General features: G+C 65.9%; 23 protein-coding genes. 10 read left to right on the top strand and 13 right to left on the bottom strand.

Going from position 1 to position 21,431, the window contains the following annotated elements:
• Positions 1 to 75: 75 nt before the first annotated feature.
• Positions 76 to 870: an alpha/beta hydrolase gene (locus F3H87_RS12480; RefSeq protein ID WP_149788397.1), complete on the top strand. Its 795-nt coding sequence runs from the start codon at positions 76 to 78 to the stop codon at positions 868 to 870.
• Between the two features lie 48 nt (positions 871 to 918).
• Here F3H87_RS12480 and F3H87_RS12485 read toward each other — a convergent pair whose 3' ends face one another.
• The gene (locus tag F3H87_RS12485) at positions 919 to 1,914 is read right to left on the bottom strand and encodes a P1 family peptidase (protein WP_149788396.1); all 996 of its coding nucleotides are present in this window, start codon (positions 1,912 to 1,914) and stop codon (positions 919 to 921) included.
• 155 nt (positions 1,915 to 2,069) lie between these two features.
• Here F3H87_RS12485 and F3H87_RS12490 point away from each other — a divergent pair, with 155 nt between their 5' ends.
• From F3H87_RS12490 to F3H87_RS12520, 7 genes are all read left to right on the top strand, one after another.
• Positions 2,070 to 3,278 carry an aminopeptidase P family protein gene (locus tag F3H87_RS12490; protein WP_149788395.1) on the top strand — a complete coding sequence of 403 codons (1,209 nt, stop codon included), beginning with the start codon at positions 2,070 to 2,072 and terminating at the stop codon, positions 3,276 to 3,278.
• Positions 3,279 to 3,483: 205 nt separating this feature from the next.
• A complete protein-coding gene (locus F3H87_RS12495; RefSeq protein WP_149788394.1) occupies positions 3,484 to 4,560 on the top strand; it encodes a hypothetical protein in 1,077 nt (358 codons plus the stop codon).
• Positions 4,561 to 4,581: 21 nt separating this feature from the next.
• Positions 4,582 to 5,733: a hypothetical protein gene (locus tag F3H87_RS12500; protein ID WP_149788393.1), complete on the top strand. Its 1,152-nt coding sequence runs from the start codon at positions 4,582 to 4,584 to the stop codon at positions 5,731 to 5,733.
• Positions 5,734 to 5,818: 85 nt separating this feature from the next.
• Positions 5,819 to 7,759, top strand: a complete 1,941-nt coding sequence (locus F3H87_RS12505) for an AAA family ATPase (RefSeq protein WP_149788392.1) — start codon at positions 5,819 to 5,821, stop codon at positions 7,757 to 7,759.
• A 57-nt stretch (positions 7,760 to 7,816) separates the two neighbouring features.
• Positions 7,817 to 9,160 carry a DUF6638 family protein gene (locus F3H87_RS12510; protein WP_149788391.1) on the top strand — a complete coding sequence of 448 codons (1,344 nt, stop codon included), beginning with the start codon at positions 7,817 to 7,819 and terminating at the stop codon, positions 9,158 to 9,160.
• A 2-nt stretch (positions 9,161 to 9,162) separates the two neighbouring features.
• Positions 9,163 to 9,429 (top strand): hypothetical protein, encoded by a 267-nt coding sequence (locus F3H87_RS12515; protein ID WP_149788390.1) that lies wholly within the window; start codon positions 9,163 to 9,165, stop codon positions 9,427 to 9,429.
• Positions 9,430 to 9,440: 11 nt separating this feature from the next.
• Positions 9,441 to 10,076 carry a DUF1523 family protein gene (locus F3H87_RS12520; RefSeq protein WP_149788389.1) on the top strand — a complete coding sequence of 212 codons (636 nt, stop codon included), beginning with the start codon at positions 9,441 to 9,443 and terminating at the stop codon, positions 10,074 to 10,076.
• A gap of 75 nt (positions 10,077 to 10,151) precedes the next feature.
• Here the strand turns inward: F3H87_RS12520 and F3H87_RS12525 are convergent, their stop codons facing one another.
• The 6 genes from F3H87_RS12525 to F3H87_RS12550 form a co-directional block, all read right to left on the bottom strand.
• A complete protein-coding gene (locus F3H87_RS12525; RefSeq protein ID WP_149788388.1) occupies positions 10,152 to 10,625 on the bottom strand; it encodes an Hsp20 family protein in 474 nt (157 codons plus the stop codon).
• A 151-nt stretch (positions 10,626 to 10,776) separates the two neighbouring features.
• Positions 10,777 to 11,631 (bottom strand): trypsin-like serine peptidase, encoded by an 855-nt coding sequence (locus F3H87_RS12530; RefSeq protein ID WP_149788387.1) that lies wholly within the window; start codon positions 11,629 to 11,631, stop codon positions 10,777 to 10,779.
• A complete protein-coding gene (locus tag F3H87_RS12535) occupies positions 11,628 to 12,443 on the bottom strand; it encodes a trypsin-like serine peptidase (RefSeq protein WP_394852163.1) in 816 nt (271 codons plus the stop codon). The genes F3H87_RS12530 and F3H87_RS12535 overlap by 4 nt, the downstream gene beginning before the upstream one ends.
• A 63-nt stretch (positions 12,444 to 12,506) precedes the next feature.
• Positions 12,507 to 13,829 (bottom strand): glycolate oxidase subunit GlcF, encoded by a 1,323-nt coding sequence (glcF, locus tag F3H87_RS12540; protein WP_149788386.1) that lies wholly within the window; start codon positions 13,827 to 13,829, stop codon positions 12,507 to 12,509.
• Positions 13,829 to 14,986, bottom strand: coding sequence for an FAD-binding protein (locus F3H87_RS12545; RefSeq protein ID WP_149788598.1), 1,158 nt, complete (start codon positions 14,984 to 14,986; stop codon positions 13,829 to 13,831). Before F3H87_RS12545 ends, glcF begins: the two co-directional genes overlap by 1 nt.
• 60 nt (positions 14,987 to 15,046) lie before the next feature.
• On the bottom strand, positions 15,047 to 16,480 hold the full coding sequence (locus F3H87_RS12550; protein WP_149788385.1) for an FAD-linked oxidase C-terminal domain-containing protein: 1,434 nt from the start codon (positions 16,478 to 16,480) through the stop codon (positions 15,047 to 15,049).
• Positions 16,481 to 16,620: 140 nt separating this feature from the next.
• Here F3H87_RS12550 and F3H87_RS12555 point away from each other — a divergent pair, with 140 nt between their 5' ends.
• On the top strand, positions 16,621 to 16,995 hold the full coding sequence (locus tag F3H87_RS12555) for a hypothetical protein (protein ID WP_149788384.1): 375 nt from the start codon (positions 16,621 to 16,623) through the stop codon (positions 16,993 to 16,995).
• On the opposite strand, the gene F3H87_RS12560 is transcribed toward F3H87_RS12555, so the two are convergent.
• The 6 genes from F3H87_RS12560 to def (F3H87_RS12585) all read right to left on the bottom strand — a co-directional run bounded on the left by F3H87_RS12560 (position 16,996) and on the right by def (F3H87_RS12585) (position 19,998).
• Positions 16,996 to 17,235, bottom strand: coding sequence for a GlsB/YeaQ/YmgE family stress response membrane protein (locus tag F3H87_RS12560; RefSeq protein WP_149788383.1), 240 nt, complete (start codon positions 17,233 to 17,235; stop codon positions 16,996 to 16,998).
• A gap of 9 nt (positions 17,236 to 17,244) precedes the next feature.
• A complete protein-coding gene (locus F3H87_RS12565; protein ID WP_149788382.1) occupies positions 17,245 to 17,481 on the bottom strand; it encodes a hypothetical protein in 237 nt (78 codons plus the stop codon).
• A gap of 4 nt (positions 17,482 to 17,485) precedes the next feature.
• Positions 17,486 to 18,397, bottom strand: a complete 912-nt coding sequence (fmt, locus tag F3H87_RS12570) for a methionyl-tRNA formyltransferase (RefSeq protein ID WP_149788381.1) — start codon at positions 18,395 to 18,397, stop codon at positions 17,486 to 17,488.
• 94 nt (positions 18,398 to 18,491) lie between these two features.
• Positions 18,492 to 18,989 carry a peptide deformylase gene (gene def, locus F3H87_RS12575; RefSeq protein WP_149788380.1) on the bottom strand — a complete coding sequence of 166 codons (498 nt, stop codon included), beginning with the start codon at positions 18,987 to 18,989 and terminating at the stop codon, positions 18,492 to 18,494.
• On the bottom strand, positions 18,986 to 19,483 hold the full coding sequence (def, locus tag F3H87_RS12580) for a peptide deformylase (protein ID WP_149788379.1): 498 nt from the start codon (positions 19,481 to 19,483) through the stop codon (positions 18,986 to 18,988). The genes def (F3H87_RS12575) and def (F3H87_RS12580) overlap by 4 nt, the downstream gene beginning before the upstream one ends.
• Positions 19,480 to 19,998, bottom strand: coding sequence for a peptide deformylase (def, locus tag F3H87_RS12585; protein ID WP_149788378.1), 519 nt, complete (start codon positions 19,996 to 19,998; stop codon positions 19,480 to 19,482). The genes def (F3H87_RS12580) and def (F3H87_RS12585) overlap by 4 nt, the downstream gene beginning before the upstream one ends.
• Positions 19,999 to 20,257: 259 nt before the next feature.
• On the opposite strand from def (F3H87_RS12585), the gene F3H87_RS12590 reads away from it, so the two are divergent.
• Positions 20,258 to 21,427, top strand: coding sequence for a MalY/PatB family protein (locus F3H87_RS12590; protein WP_149788377.1), 1,170 nt, complete (start codon positions 20,258 to 20,260; stop codon positions 21,425 to 21,427).
• Positions 21,428 to 21,431 lie beyond the last annotated feature (4 nt).

Raw genomic sequence — 21,431 nt, forward strand, 5'->3', positions numbered from 1 at the left:
GGACAGGCAAAGCACTCTGCGCTAGGCTTGTCCAGTCACAGCCGGAAAAATTATTCACATGTTAAGGAAATAACGATGGAACTCGACGACGCCTATGCCAATGCCGCCCATATCCCGGACGCCGACAGCTATCCCGAGGACTGGACGCGCCGGGCCGCCGCGTTCCGCGAGGGGATGATCGAGCAGGGACTGGCCGATCTGGACGTGCCTTATGGCGACAGCGCGCGGCAGTGTTTCGACCTGTTCCTGCCGCGCGACACGCCGAAGGGGCTGTTCTGCTTCGTGCATGGCGGATACTGGCTGCGCTTCGACAAAAGCTACTGGTCGCACCTGGCCGGCGGGATGCTGCGGCATGGCTGGGCGGTGGCGGTGCCGTCCTATGACCTTGCGCCGCAGGTGCAGATCGCGCGGATTACGTGGCAAATCGCGCGGTTCCTGGAAACCGTGGCACCGATGGTGGCCGGGCCGGTCCGGCTGGCGGGGCATTCGGCGGGCGGGCATCTTGTGGCGCGGATGGCGGTGCCGGGCGTGCTGCCCGAAAAGCTGGCGGCGCGGCTGGCGCATGTGATGCCGATCTCGCCCGTGGCGGATTTGCGGCCGCTGCTGAAGACCTCGATGAACGCGCAGTTCGGACTGGACGAGGCCGCGGCGGCGGCGGAAAGCCCGGTGTTGCAGCGCCCCCTCGCCGGGCTGCCGGTAACCGTCTGGGCGGGTGGGGACGAGCGGCCCGCCTTCCTGGACCAGGCGCGCTGGCTGGCCGAGGCGTGGGAATGCGGGCATGTGGTCGATCCCGGCAGGCACCATTTCAACGTCATCGACGGGCTGGCCGATGGCGACAGCGCGATGGTGCGGGCGCTGCTGGGGCCATAGGCGCCGACGCCTCCGGCGGGAGTATTTGCGGAACAGTGAAAGGACGGGTCAGGCGCCGAAACGGCTGGCCCATGTCGGCTGCATGTCGTTCGGCGCCGCGCTGGCCGCGTGGACCGCGCGCGCGATGGCCCGCGCCATGCAGGTGGCCGCGGCGTGGCCGAGCGTGAGGATGTCGGCCACCGGGCTTTCAACCGGCTTTGCCCCCGTCGACAGCGCAAAGATCAGGTCGCCATCCATCGGCGTGTGGGCGGGCACCAGCGCGCGGGCATAGCCATCCTGCGCGGCGGTGGCAAGCCGCGTGCATTGCGCCTTGTCCAGCACCGCGTCGGTGGCGACGATCCCGATGGTGGTGTTGGCGTGGGCGGCCAGCTTGGTCTGCGGCACATGGGTATCGGGATAGGCATCCGCGACGCCCCGGCCACCGAATTCATCGCCCCGCTCGAACGGGGCGGCCCAGAAATGCGGGCCCTCGCCCACCGTGGCCGAGCCCAGCGCGTTGACCACAACCAGCGCGCCCACCGTATGCCCCGAGGGCAGCAGGGCCGAGGCCGAGCCCAGCCCGCCCTTGAGCGTCGCGGTGGTGGCCCCCGTGCCTGCGCCCGCGCTGCCCAGCGCGAAATCGCCGCCCGCCGCGGCCAGCGCCTTGGCGCCCAGCAGCGGATAGGGGTTTTCCGGCCAGTCCTTTTCGCCGCCATTGATCAGGTCGAAGACGATCGCCCCCGGCACGATCGGCACGTTCTGGTTGCCCACGGCATAGCCCCGCCCCTGCGCGCGCAGCGCGTTGGCCACGCCGGAACAGGCATCCAGCCCCAGCGCCGAGCCGCCCGAGAGCACCAGCGCATCCACCTGCGCCACGGTCTTGTCCGGGGCCAGCAGCTCGGTCTCGCGGCTGCCGGGGGCGCCGCCCATCACGTTGACGCCGCAGACAAAGGGCGTATCGGCCGTCAGCACGGTCACGCCGGTCTTGATCGTGTCGTCCTGCGCATTGCCCACGCGCAGCCCGGCCACGTCGGTAATCAGGTTGCGCTTGCCCGGTGTCGTCATGCCTGCCCCCATCTGCTGTCGATTGCACCTTGCCAGATCGCGCGGGATAGGCAAGCTGTGGAACAGGCACGGGCGATGGCGTCGCCCCGCCCCCTGCGGGTGCGCCCTTTCCAACAGTCCTGAACGCCGGGGCCTTCTGCACAAGGAGGGTCGTGATGACTGCACGTCCAGAATTCTACCGTTTCCACAATGGCGAAAAGGCCCCGCTGCCCTTTGCCGAGATCGAATACGAGGCCCGGCTGCGCGGGTTGCGCCGGATCATGGCGGATACCGGGGCCGGTGCCGCCGTTCTGACCTCGATGCACAATATCGCCTATTACAGCGGGTTTCTTTATTGCAGCTTCGGGCGGCCCTATGCGCTGGTGGTGACGGAGGCCGATTGCGTGACGATCAGCGCGGGGATCGACGCGGGCCAGCCCTGGCGGCGGTGCCACGGCGACAACATCACCTATACCGACTGGCAGCGCGACAATTTCTGGCGCGCGGTGGCGCATGTGGCCGGTGAAAACAAGATCATCGGATACGAGGGCGACCACCTGACCTTGCAGCAACGCGACAAGCTGGAGGATGTCCTGTCGCCGCTGACGATGGTCGATATCGCACCGGCCACGATGCGCCAGCGGTTGCAGAAAAGCCCGGCCGAGATCGCCCTGATCCGGCAGGGCGCGGCGGTGGCCGATGTGGGGGGTTATGCGATCCGCGATGCCGTGAAGGCGGGCCTGCGCGAGATCGACGTGGCGATGGCCGGGCGCGACGCGATGGAGTTGGAAATCGCGCGGCGTTTCCCCGACGCCGAATACCGCGATACATGGGTCTGGTTCCAGTCGGGGCAGAACACCGACGGGGCGCATAACCCGGTGACGGGCCGGGTGCTCAAGCGGGGCGATATCCTGTCGCTCAATACATTCCCGATGATCTCGGGCTATTACACGGCGCTGGAACGCACGATGTTCCTGGGCGAGGTGGACGATGCCAGCCTGGCGATCTGGCAGGCCAACGTGGCCGCGCATGAGCTGGGGATCGGGCTGCTGAAACCCGGCGTCAGTTGCGCCGAGGTGACCGGGCAGATCAACGCGTTCTTCGAGGAACGCGACCTGCTGCAATACCGCAGCTTCGGCTATGGCCATTCCTTCGGCGTGCTGTCGCATTACTATGGCCGCGAGGCCGGGCTGGAACTGCGCGAGGATATCGACACGGTGCTGCGCCCCGGCATGGTGATCAGCATGGAGCCGATGCTGACCATCCCGCAGGGTCAACCCGGCGCGGGTGGGTATCGGGAGCATGACATCCTGGTCATCACCGGAGATGGTAACGAGAACATCACCGGCTATCCCTATGGGCCGGCGTTCAACGTGGTGGGGTAAAGCCCGCGCGGGGGCGCAACGATTGCGCCCCTGCCGTCCCCAATTGCCATCGCGGCACGGCGCTCTCCTGCGCGTTCTTGCCTTTCTTTTGTCATGCGGTTTTGCAACACTTTACCGAAACGGACCGGATGCCCGATGTAAATCGGCATAACATTGCCCATATGTTCCCCTGACGGGGCATTTTTGACGAGGAAGGAGTTGCCGGATGGCCGATTTTGACGCCCAGGTGCAGGAATCCCAGAAACAGGTCGCCGAGGCGCAGGCCAAGATCGCCGAGCTGTCCAGCCGGATCGAAACGGCGCGCAGCAAGATGAAATCGGGCGACGATATCGCCATCGACATCGAGAACGCCACGCTGGACGATGTGCACGCCCATACCGAGGTGATGAACGCCAATATCGCCGAACTCATCATGGGGCTGGACGATGTGACGGCGGCCTTTTCCAAGGATTTCGACGAGATGCGTTCGAAAACCGGGTGGGAAAGTTTTGTCGGCATATTCTCGCGGTCGCGGGCCGAGGCGATGCGGCAGGACCGGATGCGCACCGCCTCGATCGACGACAAGCTGCAGGACCTGATCGCCAAGTCGGACGTTATCACCAGGCTGTTGCAGGGCCAGCTTGACGTGCTGAACACCCAGAAGGACCGGGTGGAAACCAACCTGACCGAAACCCTGGACGAGCGCGAATTCACCGTGCAGGAGCTGGAGAACACCCGCGCCGAGATTCTGGGCATGGACCCGAAGATCATCGAATTGGAAAACAGGATCAGCGTCGAACAGGACGCCGCCGCGCGCACGCGGCTGGAAACCGAACTGGCCGACCTGAACAAGACCTATAACGAACTGGTGCAGCAGGAACAGGTCAAGCTGGCGAAATCGCAGACGCTGGAACGCTATATCGAAAAGGGCAAATCCTGGGTGGACAGCCTGCAGAACCAGGCCGCCACGCAGATGGTGCTGATCAACAAGCTGCAGACGGATACGAAACAGCGGGTGGTGCTTTACGACGCGCTGACCAAATCGCTGAAAACCGCGCAGCAGCAGGACGTGGCCCACCGCATCAACGAGATCGGCGTCGAGACGGACAAGGAGGCGCAAAGCGCGATGGCCGCCATCGGCACCGCCACCAACCAGAAGATGGCCGACATGCTGGAGGCGCACGAGGGCCACATGGTCTTTGCCCGCGAGGTTTTGGAGGCCAAGGCCAAGGCCGACGAGCGGTTTGCCCGCCGGTTCCAGCAGATCGTCGAGAAACACGACAAGAACCTCTATGGGGCCTGACCGGGCCGGACAGGGCACGACATGACCGAGGAGACAGGCGCAGGGCACGCGACGGGCACCGACCCGTCCCGCGATCACGCGGCGCTGAGCGACACATTCGCCAGCCGGCGATACTTTGCCAAGTTCGGCGCGATCACACAGCACCTGACACGGGTCGCCGGCGTGATGGACGCCGAGGGCAGGCTGAGCGCGCGCGAGGTCGGGATACTGACGCGCCATGTCAGCGCCATAAGCTATACGTTTCGCGCACTCAGCATGAAATACCTGCTGGCCGGGCGCGATACCGGGCAGTTCTTCGGCTCGCTCCAGATCGATACTGTGGAATCGGGCTTTCCGGTGTTCAACGAATTGCTGGTCATGGCCAATGACGCGCAGCAGGCGCAGCGGCATCTGGCCGGCATGAAGGACGCGCAGGCCCTGAAAGAACGGATGGTGCGCCAGATCGTGGGCGAGCGCGAACTGCCGACAAGGCTGCAATTCGCGCTGTCGCAGCGGCTCTATTACGAGGAACTGGTCAAGGGCGATCTGTTCTGGGCGCGCAACGATCCGCAGGCGCTGTGGCTGTCGGGCGAGGGCGAGCGGCGGCGCTATCTGCTGCACTGGGCGGTCTATGACAGCCAGATCAACCTGCCCACGATCTACCTGATGGAGGTCGAGGATACCGGCCGCACCGCCCTGCCGAAAGACGAACGCCGGTGGCCCGAGGTGCAGGCGCAGCTTATGGGGCAGTCGATGGGCGCGCTGAAGCTGGTGACGATCGCCACCGCCTTCGACCGCTATTTCAACGACCTGCACCCCAAGCGCCTGCGCCGGTTCCACATCGGCCCGATGTATTCGCACGCCTATACCCGCCAGACCGGCCCGCTGCGCGAGGTGCTGGCCGAAGCGGGCGGCCCCGTCGGCCAGGACTGGGCGCTGGCCTGGACAATCGAAGAGCTGGAAAGCGAACGGGTCGAGGCGGAAAAGGTCGGCTGGTTCACCACCGCCGAGCGCGAGGTCTTTGCGCTCGACCCGTTTTCGGGGCGCGGTGTGGATACCGGGGCCACGCGCACCGAGCGCGCGATCATCCTGCCCGAACGCCCCTATCAGGTATTGGCCGAAAAGAACCCGGCGGGGTTTTCGAACGTGCGCAAATTCGTGGTCAGCCCCGCCGGGCGGGTGCTGAGCTATTGACCGGCCCGGCGCATCCGGCGGCGCGCGTGTCCGAGTATTTGGGGAACGATGAAACCGGCGGGATGCGAGAGGAGATGAGGGTGAGATGAGCCTGACGAGTGACCAGATGGAACTGCGCGAGGAAGAGATTCGCGCCCATTACGACGCCGCCACCGCGATGCTGGAGGGGTTCGACCACACGCCGCGCATCGGCCGGCCGCGGGATGTGGCGGCGGTGCCCGAACGCTCGCCCGGTATCGCGCACACGCGACGGTTCCGCGCGACCACGCCGGGGCTGGTGACGCGGTCGACCGCGCGGCCCGAGGGTGTGCAACTGATCGCGCGGATCGAGGCGGCGGATGGCAACGACCCGCTGATTTCGCCCTTGCAGGCGACGGTGATCCACGCGCTGCGCCGGGCGCTGGCGATCGCGCTTGCGGTGGGCGAGGCGTTTTCCGGCATGACCGGGCTGGGCGCGCTGAAACGGGCGAACCTCGAAGGATCGCTCGGGGCCGACAAGCGCGCGGAGTTCGGCGAATTGCTGGAGGCCGAGGCGCTGGTCACACTGCATGTCTTTGCCAATGCCACGGCCTTTCTGCTGGCCCCGCACCAGACCGAGGTGACGGTCGAGGTGGGCACGCCCGAGGAATTGCTGACCGACAACGCGCAACTGGCGCTGCATGGCTGCCTGTGGGAGCTGGACCAGGACATCGCCGCGCTGGGCACGGACGAGGCGCGGATGGTCGCCACCATCGCCGGTTTCGCCGAACAACTGATGGAAAAGGTGGCGCTGCGGGCGCAGACCGCGCCGCGCGTCGGGCCGTTCACGGCGGCCAGCTGGCGGGTCGAGGCGGACGATCTGCCAATCGACGGCTTCACCCCCGCCCGCAAGGCACGCGGCACACGGCTCACGATGCAGTTCAGGAAACCGCACGAGGTGGTGGGCAACCACATCGCCAAATACCAGGCGCTGCGGCTGGCCAAGATGCTGATGGCCTATGATTTCGACCGGCGGCTCAACCCCTTCGCGGAACTGGGCGGGTTCATCTTCACCTTCATGGGCGACGGCAAGCCGGGCACCGGCAAGACCACGCTGATCCAGATGATGGCGGGGCTTTTGCACGAGTATTGCCAGAACGCGGGCTACCCGTTCCGGTATCAGAATTTCGGCATCGACAATATCGACAGCTACCAGGGCAAATCGGGCCAGAATGCCAAGGCCTTCGTACAGAACGTGCTGGACCCGTCGGTGATCGGATTCGGCACCATCGACGATATCGACCAGATCGCCGGCAAGCGCGGCGACCGCCAGTCGAGCGCGGGCCAGCAGGAGGTGACGGCGGTGTTCATGGAGGCCTTTGCCGGCGCCAATACCGTGGTGCGCGGCAATTGCACCTTCGGCATGTTCTCGAACTACCCCGAGAATGTGGACGACGCCCTGCGCCAGCGGGCGGGCGCGCGGTTTCTTGTGGACGGGCCGCAAACGCGCGCGGATTACATCGACATCCTGGCGCTGCTGATGGGCAAGCGGCACGACATCCCGCTGGGCGATCACGAGCTTTACGCCGCGCAGGAAATCAAGCGCGCGGTGGCGGCCAGTTTCGAGTCGCACAACCGCCCGCACGAGGAGGGGCTGCTGCACGTCTGGGAGCGGGTCGAGGGGCAGATCGGTGAACTGGACACCATCGCCAAGCTGGGCACCTACCTGAAGGCGATACAGGAGGCGGATGAGCGGTTCACCGGCCGGGCGATCAAGAACATCACCGACGCGGTCAAGGTGCGGGCGATGGATTTCGAACTGCCCGACGAATGGATGGAAAACCCCGAGCTGTTCCTGTTCAGATCCTATGACGAGAAATCCGCGATGATTTCCGAGCTGCGCCGCCCGATCACGGTGGACATGGTGGTGCAGGAGATCAACCGCTACGCCGACAGCGAATTCCGCTATGCCGACAAGTCGGACGAGGTAGCGATAGACGGCATGGTGCGGGACATGCGGCGGACGGAAGAGGCGAAGAAGAGGTATCTGGAGGGGCGGGATGGATAGGGCGCGCATGGTCCCTGCCGGGCCGGGGGTGTTGCCGCGATGCGTGAGAGGTCTGTCATGAAACGCCTCATCCAACGCGGCCTGATGTTCGGCAACCTGATCCATGTGGACAGCCCCGCGCTGGTGGATCGCTATAACCGCGCGCTCAAACACCTGACGGGCCGGCAGACGCAGCTTGCCGATTTCCACGTCGATATCAGCGGCTATTCCCCCGAGGTGGGGGATGAGCTGGGCGATCCTCTCTACCTTAACCAGGGGGGCTGCAACCGGCAGTTCATCCTGTTGACGACGCAGCAGAAAACCGCGCCGCTGCTGGATGCCGCGTTCTCGATGTCGCGCGGTATCCTGCGGCAGTTCATCGAGGAAAACGAGGCGCAGCTTTTCGCGCTGACGGCCAAGGACGCGGTGGCGGGCGAGTTGCTCAACACCGTCTATGCCATCGACCGGCCCGCCAGGCTGTTCGATATCCGCCGTATCAGGATCGAGGCCGACACCACGACCGGCACCGTGCGCGATGCCGAAAAGCTGGGCCGGATGGTCGACCGGTTCATGGCCGAAGAGGACGCGTGGTTCGACGATGTGCTGATTGCCGACATGATCACCGTGGCCAAGCGCACCGGCGACGTGACCCGAAACCCCGTGCGGCTGAAGCAGATGGAATTCGTGCAGGACAATTACTGGACGGCGCATTTCGGCGGGCTCTACCTGTTTCGCGGAGTGGCGCATCCGGCGGCGATTGCCAGCGCGGACAAGACCGGGCTGGGCGAGATGCCGATTGCCCATGTGTTCGACATGGGTGACCGCAACCAGATCGCGCGATTCCTGGAGCTGAACGACCTGGTGGAACCCATCGTCAGGGCGCGCGGGATCGACGCCGGTGCGATCCTGCGGCAAAAGATGGATTTCATCGTGGTCGATGCGGCGCAGGATGCCGGGATCGACCTGTCGGGCGCCACCCGGCGCGAGATACGGGCGCTGGCCCGCGACTATGCCAGCCGCCTGCCGGATGAATTCCACGCGCTGCAGGATCTGGTGATCTGGGCCGAAGATGGCGGACGCTGGCCGCGCATCGCGTCCGATCACCCGGCCTATTTCTACACGCTGCGCGCCAGCGACCACCCCGACCGCGACCTGGTGAACCAGTTGCTGGCCGAGCTTGGCCCAAAGGATATCCGCCAGTTGTTCATCTGCCACAAGCCGCTGTTCTACCGGCTCTATGCGGGCTGGTCGGAGACCAAGAAATCCTATGTCGCCGATTTCCTCGACCGGGAATATCAGGTAGACAAGGCCGGCGCGCGCGCGGCCCTGTTCGGGCATGAGGCCCCGATGGATCGCGCGTCGTCCGCGCGGGACGAGATGGTTGCGCGCGTGGGCCCGTGGGGCGCGGTAAGGGGGCGCTGACGATGCTGGCACTGGCACGGTTGCTGATCATGGGTTTCGTCGTTCTGACGGTGATCTATGTCGCGCTTTCGTTTTACTCGCGCCGGGTGCGGCGCGGCAAGCTGGCCCGCGAATGGGACGAGGACATACGCACCGGCGACCGCGACGCGTTCATCGAGGACGGGTTGCAGGATTACGACCAATCGCTGCGCCGCAAGCTGATCCTGGGTGTCTATATCGTGCCCGTCACGCTGGTGGCGATCATCATCTACCTGACCAATTTCTACTGAAGGGGCCGATCATGGTTTATGTAAAATGGGCGTTCTGGATCGCCTTTTGGGGGCTGGTCGCGGCGTTCTTTCACTATACGCTGCCGCAGCACGACGTGGCGCGTATCGCCGATACCTATGAAAAGCGTATCGATTTCGGCGAGAACTCGATCTTCTGGTCGAACCAGGGCACGGGCGACGCCGAGAACACCGCCAACCGCGACGTGTTCTTCATCCAGGCGTTCCGCACCAACAACCGGCCGATGATCTATCGCAACGAGGATACCGGCTGGGGCTGGCCACCCTATTTCAAGTTCGACACCGCCAACCTGCAGGCCGAGGCGAACAACCTGCGGTCAACCCCGAACGATCCGCAATGGGTAGTGATCAAGCATTACGGCTGGCGCAACGAATTCCTGTCGATCTATCCCAACGCGATCAGCGTGCGCGCGGTCGAGGGGCCGGAGGTGACGATCATCCCGTGGCTGAATATCATCATCCTGCTGTTCGTGGCGGCGGTGTTCTGGGCGATCTGGGTGCGCTGGCGGCGGTTCCGCGCGGCGCGGATCGACCCGGTTCTCGAAGATATCGAGGACGGGTTCGACGCCGCTGGCGACAGCCTTGCCGACACGCGCGGGCGCATCCGGCGCTGGTTTTCGCGCAAATAGGCCATGTAACGCAAACGCCCCGATGCACATGGCACCGGGGCGTTTCGGATCATCCGTGTTTGGGACGCTGGACGATCAGTTCACGGTTTCGGCGTCCACCACATCCTTGGCGCGCGCGGTGCTTTCGGCGCTTGCGATGGCGATCCGGCGGGGTTTGAGCGCCTCGGGAATTTCCCGCTCCAGCTCGATATGCAGCATACCGTCGGCATGGCTGGCGCCGGTCACGCGCACGTGGTCGGCCAGGTGGAACCGGCGTTCAAAGGCGCGGGTGGCGATGCCACGATGCAGGTAGGTGCGGCTGGCGTCGTCCTCGGCCTTGCGGGCGGTGACGATCAGCGCGTTTTCCTTGACCTCGACGCCGAGATCGTCGGCGGTGAAACCGGCCACGGCGATCGAGATGCGATAGGCGTTCTCGTCGGTCTTTTCGATGTTATAGGGCGGATAGCTGGGCTGGCTCACGTCATTGGCGAAAACGCGGTCCATCATGTCGGCGATCTGGTCGAACCCGACCGTCGCGCGGTAAAGCGGTGCAAGATCAAAGCTTCGCATAGGGTTATCCTCCGTCTGAGCGATACCTTGGTGTCATGGCCTTCCCACGGGGACAGGCCGGTCGATACCGGACCCCGTTTCGGCGATCCGGCAGCATGGATGTGGGAAGCGGTTGGCCGGGTTTCAAGCCCCGCACCGGCCCGGGCACGGGTCAGCCGCCGGGGCGCACGAACTTGGCGCCACCGCCCGAGCCGTTGCCCAGCCGCCTGACACCGACGCCGACACGCCGCGCCCCTTCGCTGGCGCTGCCGGTCAGGCTGCGGCTGGGCAGGCTGCGCAACTGCCGCTTGAGGTCGGCAACGACCGGGCCAAGCTCCATCCCGTAGGACAGCTTTTCGGCCTCGTCCATGACAGCGGCGGATACCAGCGACAGGATGCGGGCGCGGTTGCCCTCTTTCATGAACACCGGCGCCCCGGAGGAGCCATAGGTGACATCGCAGTTGAACGCCATCAGCCCCTCGCCCCGGCCCAGCAGCGCGCAGGCGCGCTGCCACGATGGCGCCTCGGACCGGCCCTGCCCGTAGGACACGACGCTGACCTGCCCCTGTTGCGCGCCGCCGGAATAGATCGCGAACGGCGCGGCGGTCATCGCGGGAATGGTGCGCGACAACTGCAAAAGCGCGGCGTCGTGGCGGATATTCTCGGCCGAGGTGCCGGTGGCCGGGTCATACCCTTCATGCGCCACGGCCCGCAGCACACCGGATTCCGCGACCGAGCGGCCATCGCGATACCCCGCGCGAAAGGTGATGCTCTTCGCATCGCGCAAGCGGCCCGTTGCACGGTCGTAAACGCAATGCGCCGCGGTCAGCACCAGGTCGGGCGCGATCAGGACGCCGGTGCACATGCCGTTGCCCAGATCGACCCGGCCCACCGCCTCCCATCCCAGCAGGTCGCCGCGCCGCGTCAGCCGGTCAAGCCCGGTCGCATCGTCCTGCGACTGGGCCTGCGCCCATCCCGGCACCAGCGCCATGGCCAGCGCCAGAAGGATGCGCAGCCCACCCGTCATGGGCGCAGGAACTTGGCCCCGGTGGCCCGGCGGCCCTGGTCCCGCGTATCCGCCGCATCCCCCGAAGGCGCGCGCAGGAAGGTGCCGTCGTCATGGGCCAGCGCCGCGCGCAGATCGGCCAGCGGGCGCACCAGGTCGGTGCCCAGCGCCACCGGCTTGCCATCCATCCGCGCCTTGGCCGACACGACCGAAACGATGCGGGGCATATCGCCCTCGAAGCTGAAGATCGGCGAACCGGACGAACCGAAATCGACATCACAGGAGGTCACCAGCACCCCCTTCTGAGAGCCGATCACGCTGCACAGTTCTTGCAGCGAGGGCGCATCGGCGCGGTCATGTGCGTAAGAGACGATGCCGACCGGCTGGCCCGAGCCGCGCCCCGGCACGGTTTCGAACGGCGTGACCGCGGTGGTGCGGATCGGCCGGTCAAGCTGCAGCAGCGCGATATCGTTGCGCACGCGGTCTGACACGACGCTGCCGCCATAGACGTAATCGGGATGCACCACGGCACGCCGGACCTGGCGATAGGCCTCGGCCCGGCCGTTGCGCCAGCCGGCGCGAAACTCGATATCTCCCGGCGCCACCCGCGCGCCCGACCCCTTGTGAAACAGGCAATGCGCGGCGGTCAGAACCAGATCGTCCCCGATCAGGGAGCCTGTGCAAAACCCCTCTTGCCCGATTTCAAGCCGCCCGACAGCCTCCCAGCCGCGTCCGTCGTCCCCGGTATCCAGCCGCAAAAGCGGTGTGTCGCCCGCCCCTGCCTGCGTGGCCAGCCCGAAGATCATCAGGCAAAAAAGGTATTGTTTCAGCATGTTCCGCCTATCCGATGGGATAGACGGAGCGATACGAAAGAATTGGGGCGAAAATTGGGCACCCTAGCGCAGAACGGGAATTTCCGGGCTGCGCCTGTCCGGGGCCTGCATCGCCGGCGGAACCGGCCCGCCGGTGGCCCAGTCGAGCAATTCGACCGTATGCACGATGGGTAAATCGGTACCGCTGCCGATCTGCATCATGCAGCCGATATTGCCCGCCGCGATGACATCCGGGTTGCGCGCCTCGATCGTGCGGATCTTGCGGTCCTTCAGCGTGGCCGATATCTCGGGCTGCATCAGGTTGTAGGTGCCCGCGCTGCCACAGCACAGGTGGCTGTCGGCGGGCTCCACCACCGTGAACCCGGCCCGTTTCAGCAGGTCCTTGGGACAGGTCCTGATCTGCTGGCCATGCTGCAGCGAACAGGCAGCGTGATAGGCCACGGTCAGGCCACGGTCGGCGCCTTCGGGCAGGTCCAGCCCCATCAGCACTTCGCTGACATCCATCGCGATGGCGCTGACGCGCGCGGCATCGGCGGCCAGCGGTTCGTTGCGGAACATGTGGCCGTAATCCTTGACGGTCGTGCCGCAGCCCGAAGTGTTGATGACGATGGCATCCAGCCCCTGCCCGTCCATCTCGCGCGCCCAGGCGCGGATGTTCTTCGCCGCCGTCGCATGGCTTTCGCGCGTCTTGCCCATGTGATGCGTCAGCGCCCCGCAGCAGCCCGCGCCTTTGGCCACCACCACCTCGCATCCCAGCCGGGTCAGCAGGCGGATCGTGGCGTCGTTGATATCGGTGTTCAGCGCCTTTTGCGCGCATCCCGTCATCAGCGCGACGCGCATCCTGCGCGCGGCGGCGGGCGCAAAGCTTTGCGGGTCGTCGTTGCGGCTGACCGGCGGGATGTGTTTCGGTGCCATCGCCAGCATCGCCCGCAGCCGCGCGTCGGGGATGAGCGGCGCAAGGGGCCGCCCGACCTTGGCCAGCAGCAGCGCCACCCGGAACCGCATCGGATAGGGCAGGATACGCGCCAGCATCCAGCGCAGCGCCCGGTCGTGCCAGGGCCGGTCATAATGTTTCTCGATGTAATCACGCGCGTGATCGACAAGGTGCATGTAATGCACGCCGCTGGGGCAGGTCGTCATGCAGGCCAGGCAAGACAGGCAGCGGTCGATATGCCGGACGGTCTTTTCGTCGGGCACGCGGTTGTTTTCCAGCATGTCCTTGATCAGGTAGATGCGCCCGCGCGGGCTGTCCAGCTCGTCGCCCAGCACCTGGTAGGTCGGGCAGGTCGCGGTGCAGAACCCGCAATGCACGCAGGCGCGCAGGATCTCGTTGGCGCGGGCGGTTCCGGGATCTTTCAGTTGCTCTTCGGTGAAATTCGTCTGCATCAGCCCATCAGCCCCGGATTGAGAATGCCCCTTGGATCGAACCTGTCGCGCAGCCCCTCCGACAGCGCGGCAATCGGCGCGGGCTGGGGCTGGAACACCGGCACCGATGCGCGCAGCGCCTCGTCTCCCTTGATCAGCGTGGCGTGGCCCCCGCCGCCAGCGTTGACATCGCGGTCGGCCACCAGCGCCTGAAGCCGCCCATGCAGCTCCGCCGCGCCGGTATCGGCGCCCAGCCAGCACAGCCCCCCCGCCCAGTCGAGCTGGACATGCCGCGCATCATCGCCCAGCGCGGGCAGCAGTCCGGTCATCATCGCCCCCGGCGTCATCGAGATACGCCAGACGGCGGCACGGTCCTTCAGCGCCTCGACATCGCGTATCGCGCGCCACAGCGCGGCGTTTTCTTCAGGCGTGTCGATCACGGAAATCTCGCCAAGATCGGCCAGCAGCGCCTTCAGCCGGTCGACACGATAGGCGACCGAACCGGCGAACCCCTCGATCCGCAGCAGCACACGCGGATCGTCCCCCGGCAGATGCGCCGCGCCCGATACCTCGAACGGGCTGGTGATCGCCCGCGTCATCGCATCCAGCGCGTCCCGTCCGGTCACCCCGTGCAGCACCAGCGTGCGCACCGCTTCGGGCGTGGGCAGCACCTTGAAACTGACCTCGCTCAGCACGCCCAGCGTGCCATGGCTGCCCGCCAGCAGCTTGACCAGATCATAGCCGGTGACGTTCTTCATCACCCGGCCGCCATTCTTCAACACCCGGCCCCGGCCATCGACGAACCGCACCCCCAGCAGGAAATCGCGCGCCGCGCCCACGGCGACCCGACGCGGACCGCTGACATTCGCGGCCACCACGCCACCGATCGTCGGCGTGCCCGAAGTGCCCAGCAGCACCCGGTGGTCCATCGGTTCAAAGGCCAGCCTCTGTCCTTCGCCGGCCAGCGCCGCCTCGATCCCGGCCACCGGCGTTCCTGCCTTCGCCACAAGGGTCAGCGCGCCGGGCTCGTAGTCGACGATACCTGACATATCCGAAAGGCCCAGCGCCGCACCGGTCACGGGATGCCCGATGGGCCGCGTGCCACCGCCGAAAACGTGCAGGGGCCCGCTTGCCGCCCCCACCATATCCGCCAGTTCGGCCTCTGTTTTCGGTTTCATCATGATTTCATCTTGCCAAAAATACTCCGGGGGTCCGGGGGCAGCGCCCCCGGCGCGATGTCACGCGGCACGCCGCGTCTGGGATGCCTGCAACGGAAACACCTTGGCCGGGTTCAGCAGCCATTTGGGATCGAACACGTCCTTCACCGCCATCTGGATATCCAGGTCGTCGGGGCCGAACTGATCCACCATCAGGTCGCGCTTTTCGATGCCGACACCGTGTTCGCCGGTCAGGCAACCACCCACCTCGACACACAGCCGCAGGATATCGGCGCCGAACGCCTCGCACAGTTCCAGGTCGCCGGGCTTGTTGGCGTCGAACAGGATCAGCGGGTGCATGTTGCCGTCGCCGGCGTGAAACACGTTGCCCACGTCCAGCCCGTATTCCTTCGACATCTCGCCGATCCGGCGCAGCACATAGGGCAACTGGCTGACCGGGATCGTCCCGTCGAGGCACATGTAATCGTTGATCTGCCCCATCGCGCCGAAGGCCGATTTCCGACCCAGCCAGATCCGCGCGCTTTCCTCGGGGCCGGTGCTTTCGCGCAGCTCGACCGGGTTGTGCCTGCGCGCGATCTGCGTGATCAGGCCCAGTTGCTCGTCGATCTCCGCGTCCGAGCCTTCGACCTCGACGATCAGAAGCGCCTCGCAATCGGGGTATCCGGCCTTGGCGAAAGCCTCGGTCGCGCGGATGCAGGGGCGGTCCATGAACTCGATCGCCACCGGCAGGACGCCCGCCTTGATGATGTCGCTGACGACCTGGCCCGCCACCTCGTTGCTGTCGTATCCCATCAGCACCGGGCGCGCGCCTTCGGGTTTCGGCAGGATGCGCAGCGTGGCCTCGGTCACCACGCCAAGCTGCCCTTCGGACCCGCAGACAAGGCCCAGCAGGTCATAGCCGCCCGCATCCATACAGGCGCCGCCGATCTCCGCCACGGTGCCGTCCATCATCACCATCGTGACGCCCAGCAGGTTGTTCGTGGTCACCCCGTATTTCAGGCAATGCGCCCCGCCCGAGTTCATGGCGATATTGCCCGCGATGGCGCAGGCCAGCTGGCTGGACGGATCGGGCGCGTAAAAGAACCCGTCCGCCTCGACCGCGCCGGTCACCGACAGGTTGGTGCGCCCGGTCTGCACCCGGATAAAGCGATTGTCGTAATCGGTTTCCAGCACCGCGTTCATCCGCGCCACGCCAAGGATCACGCTGTCCGCCGTCGGCAGCGCGCCCCCCGCCAATGACGTGCCCGCACCGCGCGGCACCACCGGCACGCCCATCTCGTGACAGATGCGCAGCACGTCCGACACCTCTTGCGTCGTGGCAGGCAAAACGGCACAAAGCGGCGGGCAGGCATAGGCGGTCAGCGCGTCGCATTCATAGGCGCGTGTCTCGGCCTCGTCATGGATCACGGCACCGGCGGGCAGCACCGCCTGCAACCGCTCCACCAGCCGTGGTTTCAGGCTCAGAACCCGGGGATTCGGGGCAGGCATTTCCACGATACTGTCCTCCAGACGAATAATTGGTAAAGTTTTTATACCAATTTTAGATTTCGTACAAGTCAAGAGACCGCCTCGCGCCGCTGCCGACACGGCAAAGTGATGGCCCCACGGGCCTGCGGGTTGCTATGTAGAGGGCCATGAGACGACTCGCCCTGCCCCTCGCCCTGCTGGCCACCAGCCCCGGCATCGCCCCCGCCCGCGCCGACAGCCCGAGGATCGTTTCGGCCGAGGCCAGCCGCAACGGCATGGGCTGGCGCTTCGACGTGACGATCAGCCACCCCGATACCGGTTGGGACCACTACGCCGACGGGTGGGAGGTGACGACGCCCGAAGGCGAAAGGCTGGGGATGCGCAAGCTGCACCACCCGCATGTGGGCGAACAGCCCTTTACCCGGTCACTGTCGAACGTGATGGTCCCCGACGGCCTGCGCGAGGTGCGGATACGCGCCCGCTGTTCGGTCGATGGCTGGTCGGATACGGCGGTGACGGTCACGCTCAGCCCCGGCGGCTGATCACTTTTTCTGCACGTAGGTCTGCCACAACCAGATCAGCAGCATCGCGCCCAGGATCGCGCCGATCAACCCGGCAAAGGCGCCCATCACCGTCAGCAAGACCTGCAACACCAGCCCGCCGACCAGTGCGCCGGCGATGCCGATGGCGACGGTGGTGACGATATCCGCCTCGATCCTCATCATCCGCGTGGCGAGGAACCCCGCCGCAGCCCCGATGATGATCAGCATGACAACACTCATGGTCCCCTCCTACCTGCGCCAATGGGTCGGCACGATGATCAGCGCACCGATGGAGGACAGGATCGCATCGAAACCGGGGCTGCCGAATTTCAGCCCGAACATGATGCGCACGAAATAGAACAGGAACGCCCCACCCACGCAGATGATGATGGATTGCAGGTACCCGTTGCGGGTAAAGCCGGTCTTTTCCGCGGCGTAACCCACGATCCCCCCGATCACCACCGTGCCGATCATCGTCGGAAGCATGGCCCTATTCCCCCAGTTGCATGCCCTTGGCCACCGCCATCCCGCGCAGCGCGGTCGCGGTATCCTGCGCGGCGCGGCCCGCGCGTTGCAGCCGCGCGATCCGCAACGCACCGTCACCGCAGGCGACGGTCAGCGCATCGTCCAGCGTCACGCCGGGTTTACCCTGCCCCCCGGCCAGTGTGCTGGCAAGGCATTTCACCCGCTCGCCCCCGATCAGCGTCCAGGCCCCCGGAAAGGGCGACAGCCCGCGGATCTGCCTGTCGATTTCAGCCGCCGGGCGGGTCCAGTCGATCGCCGCCTCGGCCTTGTCGATCTTGGCGGCATAGGTCACACCCTCGTCGGACTGCGGCTCGGGGGTCAGCGTGCCCAGCCGCGCCAGCGCCTCGACGATCAGCCGCGCGCCCATCGCGCTCAGCCGGTCGTGCAGATCGCCGGTGGTCTCGTCCGCCCCGATCGCCGTCGCCTCGCGCAGCAGCACCGGGCCGGTATCCAGCCCCGCCTCCATCTGCATGATGCATATCCCGGTCTCGGTATCGCCCGCCATGATCGCGCGGTGAATCGGCGCCGCCCCCCGCCAGCGCGGCAACAGCGACGCATGGATGTTCAGGCAGCCGTGGCGCGGCGCATCCAGCACGGCCTGCGGCAGGATCAGCCCATAGGCCACCACCACCGCCACATCCGCATTAAGCGCGGCGAACTCCGCCTGCGCCCCGGCACCTTTCAGGCTGGCGGGGTGGCGCACCTCCAGCCCCAGCGCCTCGGCGCGGGCATGAACCGGCGTCGGCCGGTCCTTCTTGCCCCGCCCCGCGGGCCGGGGCGGCTGGCAATAGACGGCGGCCAGCTCGTGCCCGGCCGCGACCAGCGCATCGAGCACCGGAACCGAGAAATCCGGCGTTCCCATGAAGATCACGCGCATGACCGGCCCCCTTTCATCGTTCGGCAAATACTCCGGGGAGCGCGAGGGGCCGGCCCCTCGCTTCCGCCGCCCTCCGAATGCACGGCGGCACGGCTCATTGCGCCCCCTTTTTCGCCTTGCGCAGCAGCATGTCGCGTTTCGTCCGGCTCAGCCGGTCGAAATACATCTTCCCGTTCAGGTGGTCGATCTGGTGTTGCACCGACGTGGCCCACAGCCCGACGAAATCCTGCTGCTCCCACTCCCCCCGGTCGTTCAGGAACCGGACGGTCACCGCGCGCGGGCGGCTGATCTTCGCGGATACGCCCGGCAGGTTGGGGCTGGCCTCGTCATGCTCGCGCAGTTGCACGCTTTCGTGCAGGATCCCGGGGTTGGCCATGCGCACGGCCTTGCCGCGTTCGGTGCTGGCATCGACGACCGCAAGGCGCAGCATCACACCGATCTGCGGCGCGGCAAGGCCGACGCCCGGCATCGCCTCCATCGTGTCGATCATGTCGTCCCAGGTGGCGCGAATATCATCGGTGACCTGCTCCACCGGCCCGGCAGGCGTGCGCAGCCTCTTGTCGGGCCAGGGGATGCAGCGGCGCACCGTCACGGCCGCGCCTCATAGGCGGCTTCCAGCGCGGTGCGGGTTTCGGGGTCGAGCCGGTCGAAGGTCACCAGCCCGTCAAGGTGGTCAAACTCGTGCTGGGCGCAACGCGCCTCGAACCCGTCCAGCCGTTGCTCCTGCACCGTGCCGCCAAGATCGGTCCAGCGCAGCACGATCCAGTCGGGCCGCGTCACCGGGGCCAGGATGCCGGGGATCGACAGGCACCCCTCCTCGCCCGTGGCCTGCGCCCCGGATGCCTCGACGATCTCGGGGTTGATGCAGACGACCGGCGTCATGTCGCCCTCTTTCCAGCCGCAATCCATCACGAACAGCCGCTTCATCACGCCCACCTGCGGCGCGGCAAGGCCCCGGCCCGGTGCCTCGTACATGGTTTCGAACATGTCGGTGACAAGCCGCTCAAGGTCCTCGCCCGGGCCGACCGGATCGCAGACCCGCGAAAGCCGGGGATCGGGCCAGCGCAGGATCGGCAGGACGCTCACGCCCGTGCCTTTTCGCGTTTCAGCTTTTGCATCTTGCGGGTGATCATCTGGCGCCGCAGCGGTTTGAGGTAGTCGATGAACAGCCTGCCGTTCAGGTGGTCGATCTCGTGCTGGACGCAGGTCGCCCAAAGCCCGCCGAAATCCTCTTGCTGCTCGTTGCCGTTGCGGTCGATCCAGCGCACCGTCACCTCGGCGGGGCGGGTGACCTCGGCATATTGTTCCGGGATCGACAGGCAACCCTCTTCATAGGTGCTCTCATCATCCGAGGCGGCAATGACCTCGGGGTTGAACATGATCAGCGGTCGCGGCGCCTCGGCCTCGTCCTTGACGCAATCCAGCACGATCAGCCGGTCCAGCACGCCCACCTGCGGCGCCGCCAGCCCGATGCCCGGCGCGTCATACATGGTTTCCAGCATGTCGTCGGCCAGCACGCGCAATTCGTCCGAAAGGTCGGGCACGGGCGCGCAGACCTTTTTCAGGCGCGGATCGGGGTGGATGAGGATGGGCCGTTTCATGGCAGCGGATTTAGGTTATGACCGGCAAAGGCGCAATGGGCCATTGGTTCGCGCCGGGTCACGCCCTGATCCGGTCGAGAAGTAATTTGTCCTGATATAAACAATCTTTATGGATAATTTTTCCATTATTAAAAAAGAACTCGGAACATACTTCCATTTACTTGCATAATATTGGAATACTGACCCATCAAGGCAGGCGGGCTACACGTTCCCCCCGGCTGCCGCTAGTCTGCCCCCAACCGCGAGCAAGGAGACAGGGATGAGCTTTGACGACATCATCGACCGCCACGGCACCCATTCGGTGAAATGGGACATGATGGAACAGATCTATGGCGTGCCGGCCGATGACGGTATCCCGATGTGGGTGGCCGACATGGATTTCCGCGCCGCCGACTGCGTGCAGAACGCGGTGCAGAAGATGCGCGATCACGGGGTTTACGGCTATTACGGCGACGACACGGCCTATCGGGATGCGATCTGCTGGTGGATGAAGGAACGCCACGGCTGGACGGTCGATCCGGCGGCGATCTTCACCACGCACGGGCTGGTGAACGGCACCGCGATGTGCGTCGACACCTTCACGCAGCCGGGCGACGGGGTGGTGCTGACGACGCCGGTCTACCACGCCTTCGCCAAGGTCATCAAAGCCAACAACCGCCGCGTGATCGAATGCGACCTGGTGAACGACGATGGCCGCTACGAGATGGATTTCGATGCCTGGGATGCGCAGATGGACGGCTCGGCCAGAATGTTCGTCCTGTGCTCGCCGCACAATCCCGGCGGCCGGGTCTGGACCCGCGCCGAACTGGAGGGCGTGGCCGATTTCTGCCGCCGGCACGACCTGATCCTGGTGTCGGACGAAATCCACCACGATCTTGTCTATCCCGGCCACACCCATATCCCGATGGCGCTGATCGACGGGATCGCGGACCGGCTGGTGATGATGTCGGCCACCACCAAGACCTTCAACATCGCGGGCTGCCATTCCGGCAACGTCATCATCCCCGACACCGCCCTGCGCGAAAAATTCGCCGCCCGCATGATGGGGCTGGGCCTGTCGCCCAATTCCTTCGGCCTGTTCATGGCCGAGGCCGCCTATTCCCCCGAGGGCGCGGCCTGGGTGGACGACCTGATGGCCTATCTCGACGGCAACCGGCGGCTGTTCGATGCCGGCGTGAACGCCATTCCGGGGCTGAAGTCGACGGATCTGGAGGCGACCTATCTCGCCTGGGTCGATTTCGGCGGCACCGGCATGAGCCGCGAGGAATTTACCCGCCGTGTCGAAAAGGATGCGCGCATCGCCGTCAACCACGGGCCCACCTTCGGGTCGGGCGGCGACGATTTCCTGCGCTTCAACCTCGCCACCCCGCGCCCGCTGGTCGAACAGGCGGTGGAGCGGCTGCAAAAGGCGTTCGCCGACCTCCAGTAACCAA

It is taken from the genome of Lutimaribacter pacificus (genome assembly GCF_900142185.1).
GTDB lineage: Bacteria > Pseudomonadota > Alphaproteobacteria > Rhodobacterales > Rhodobacteraceae > Lutimaribacter > Lutimaribacter pacificus.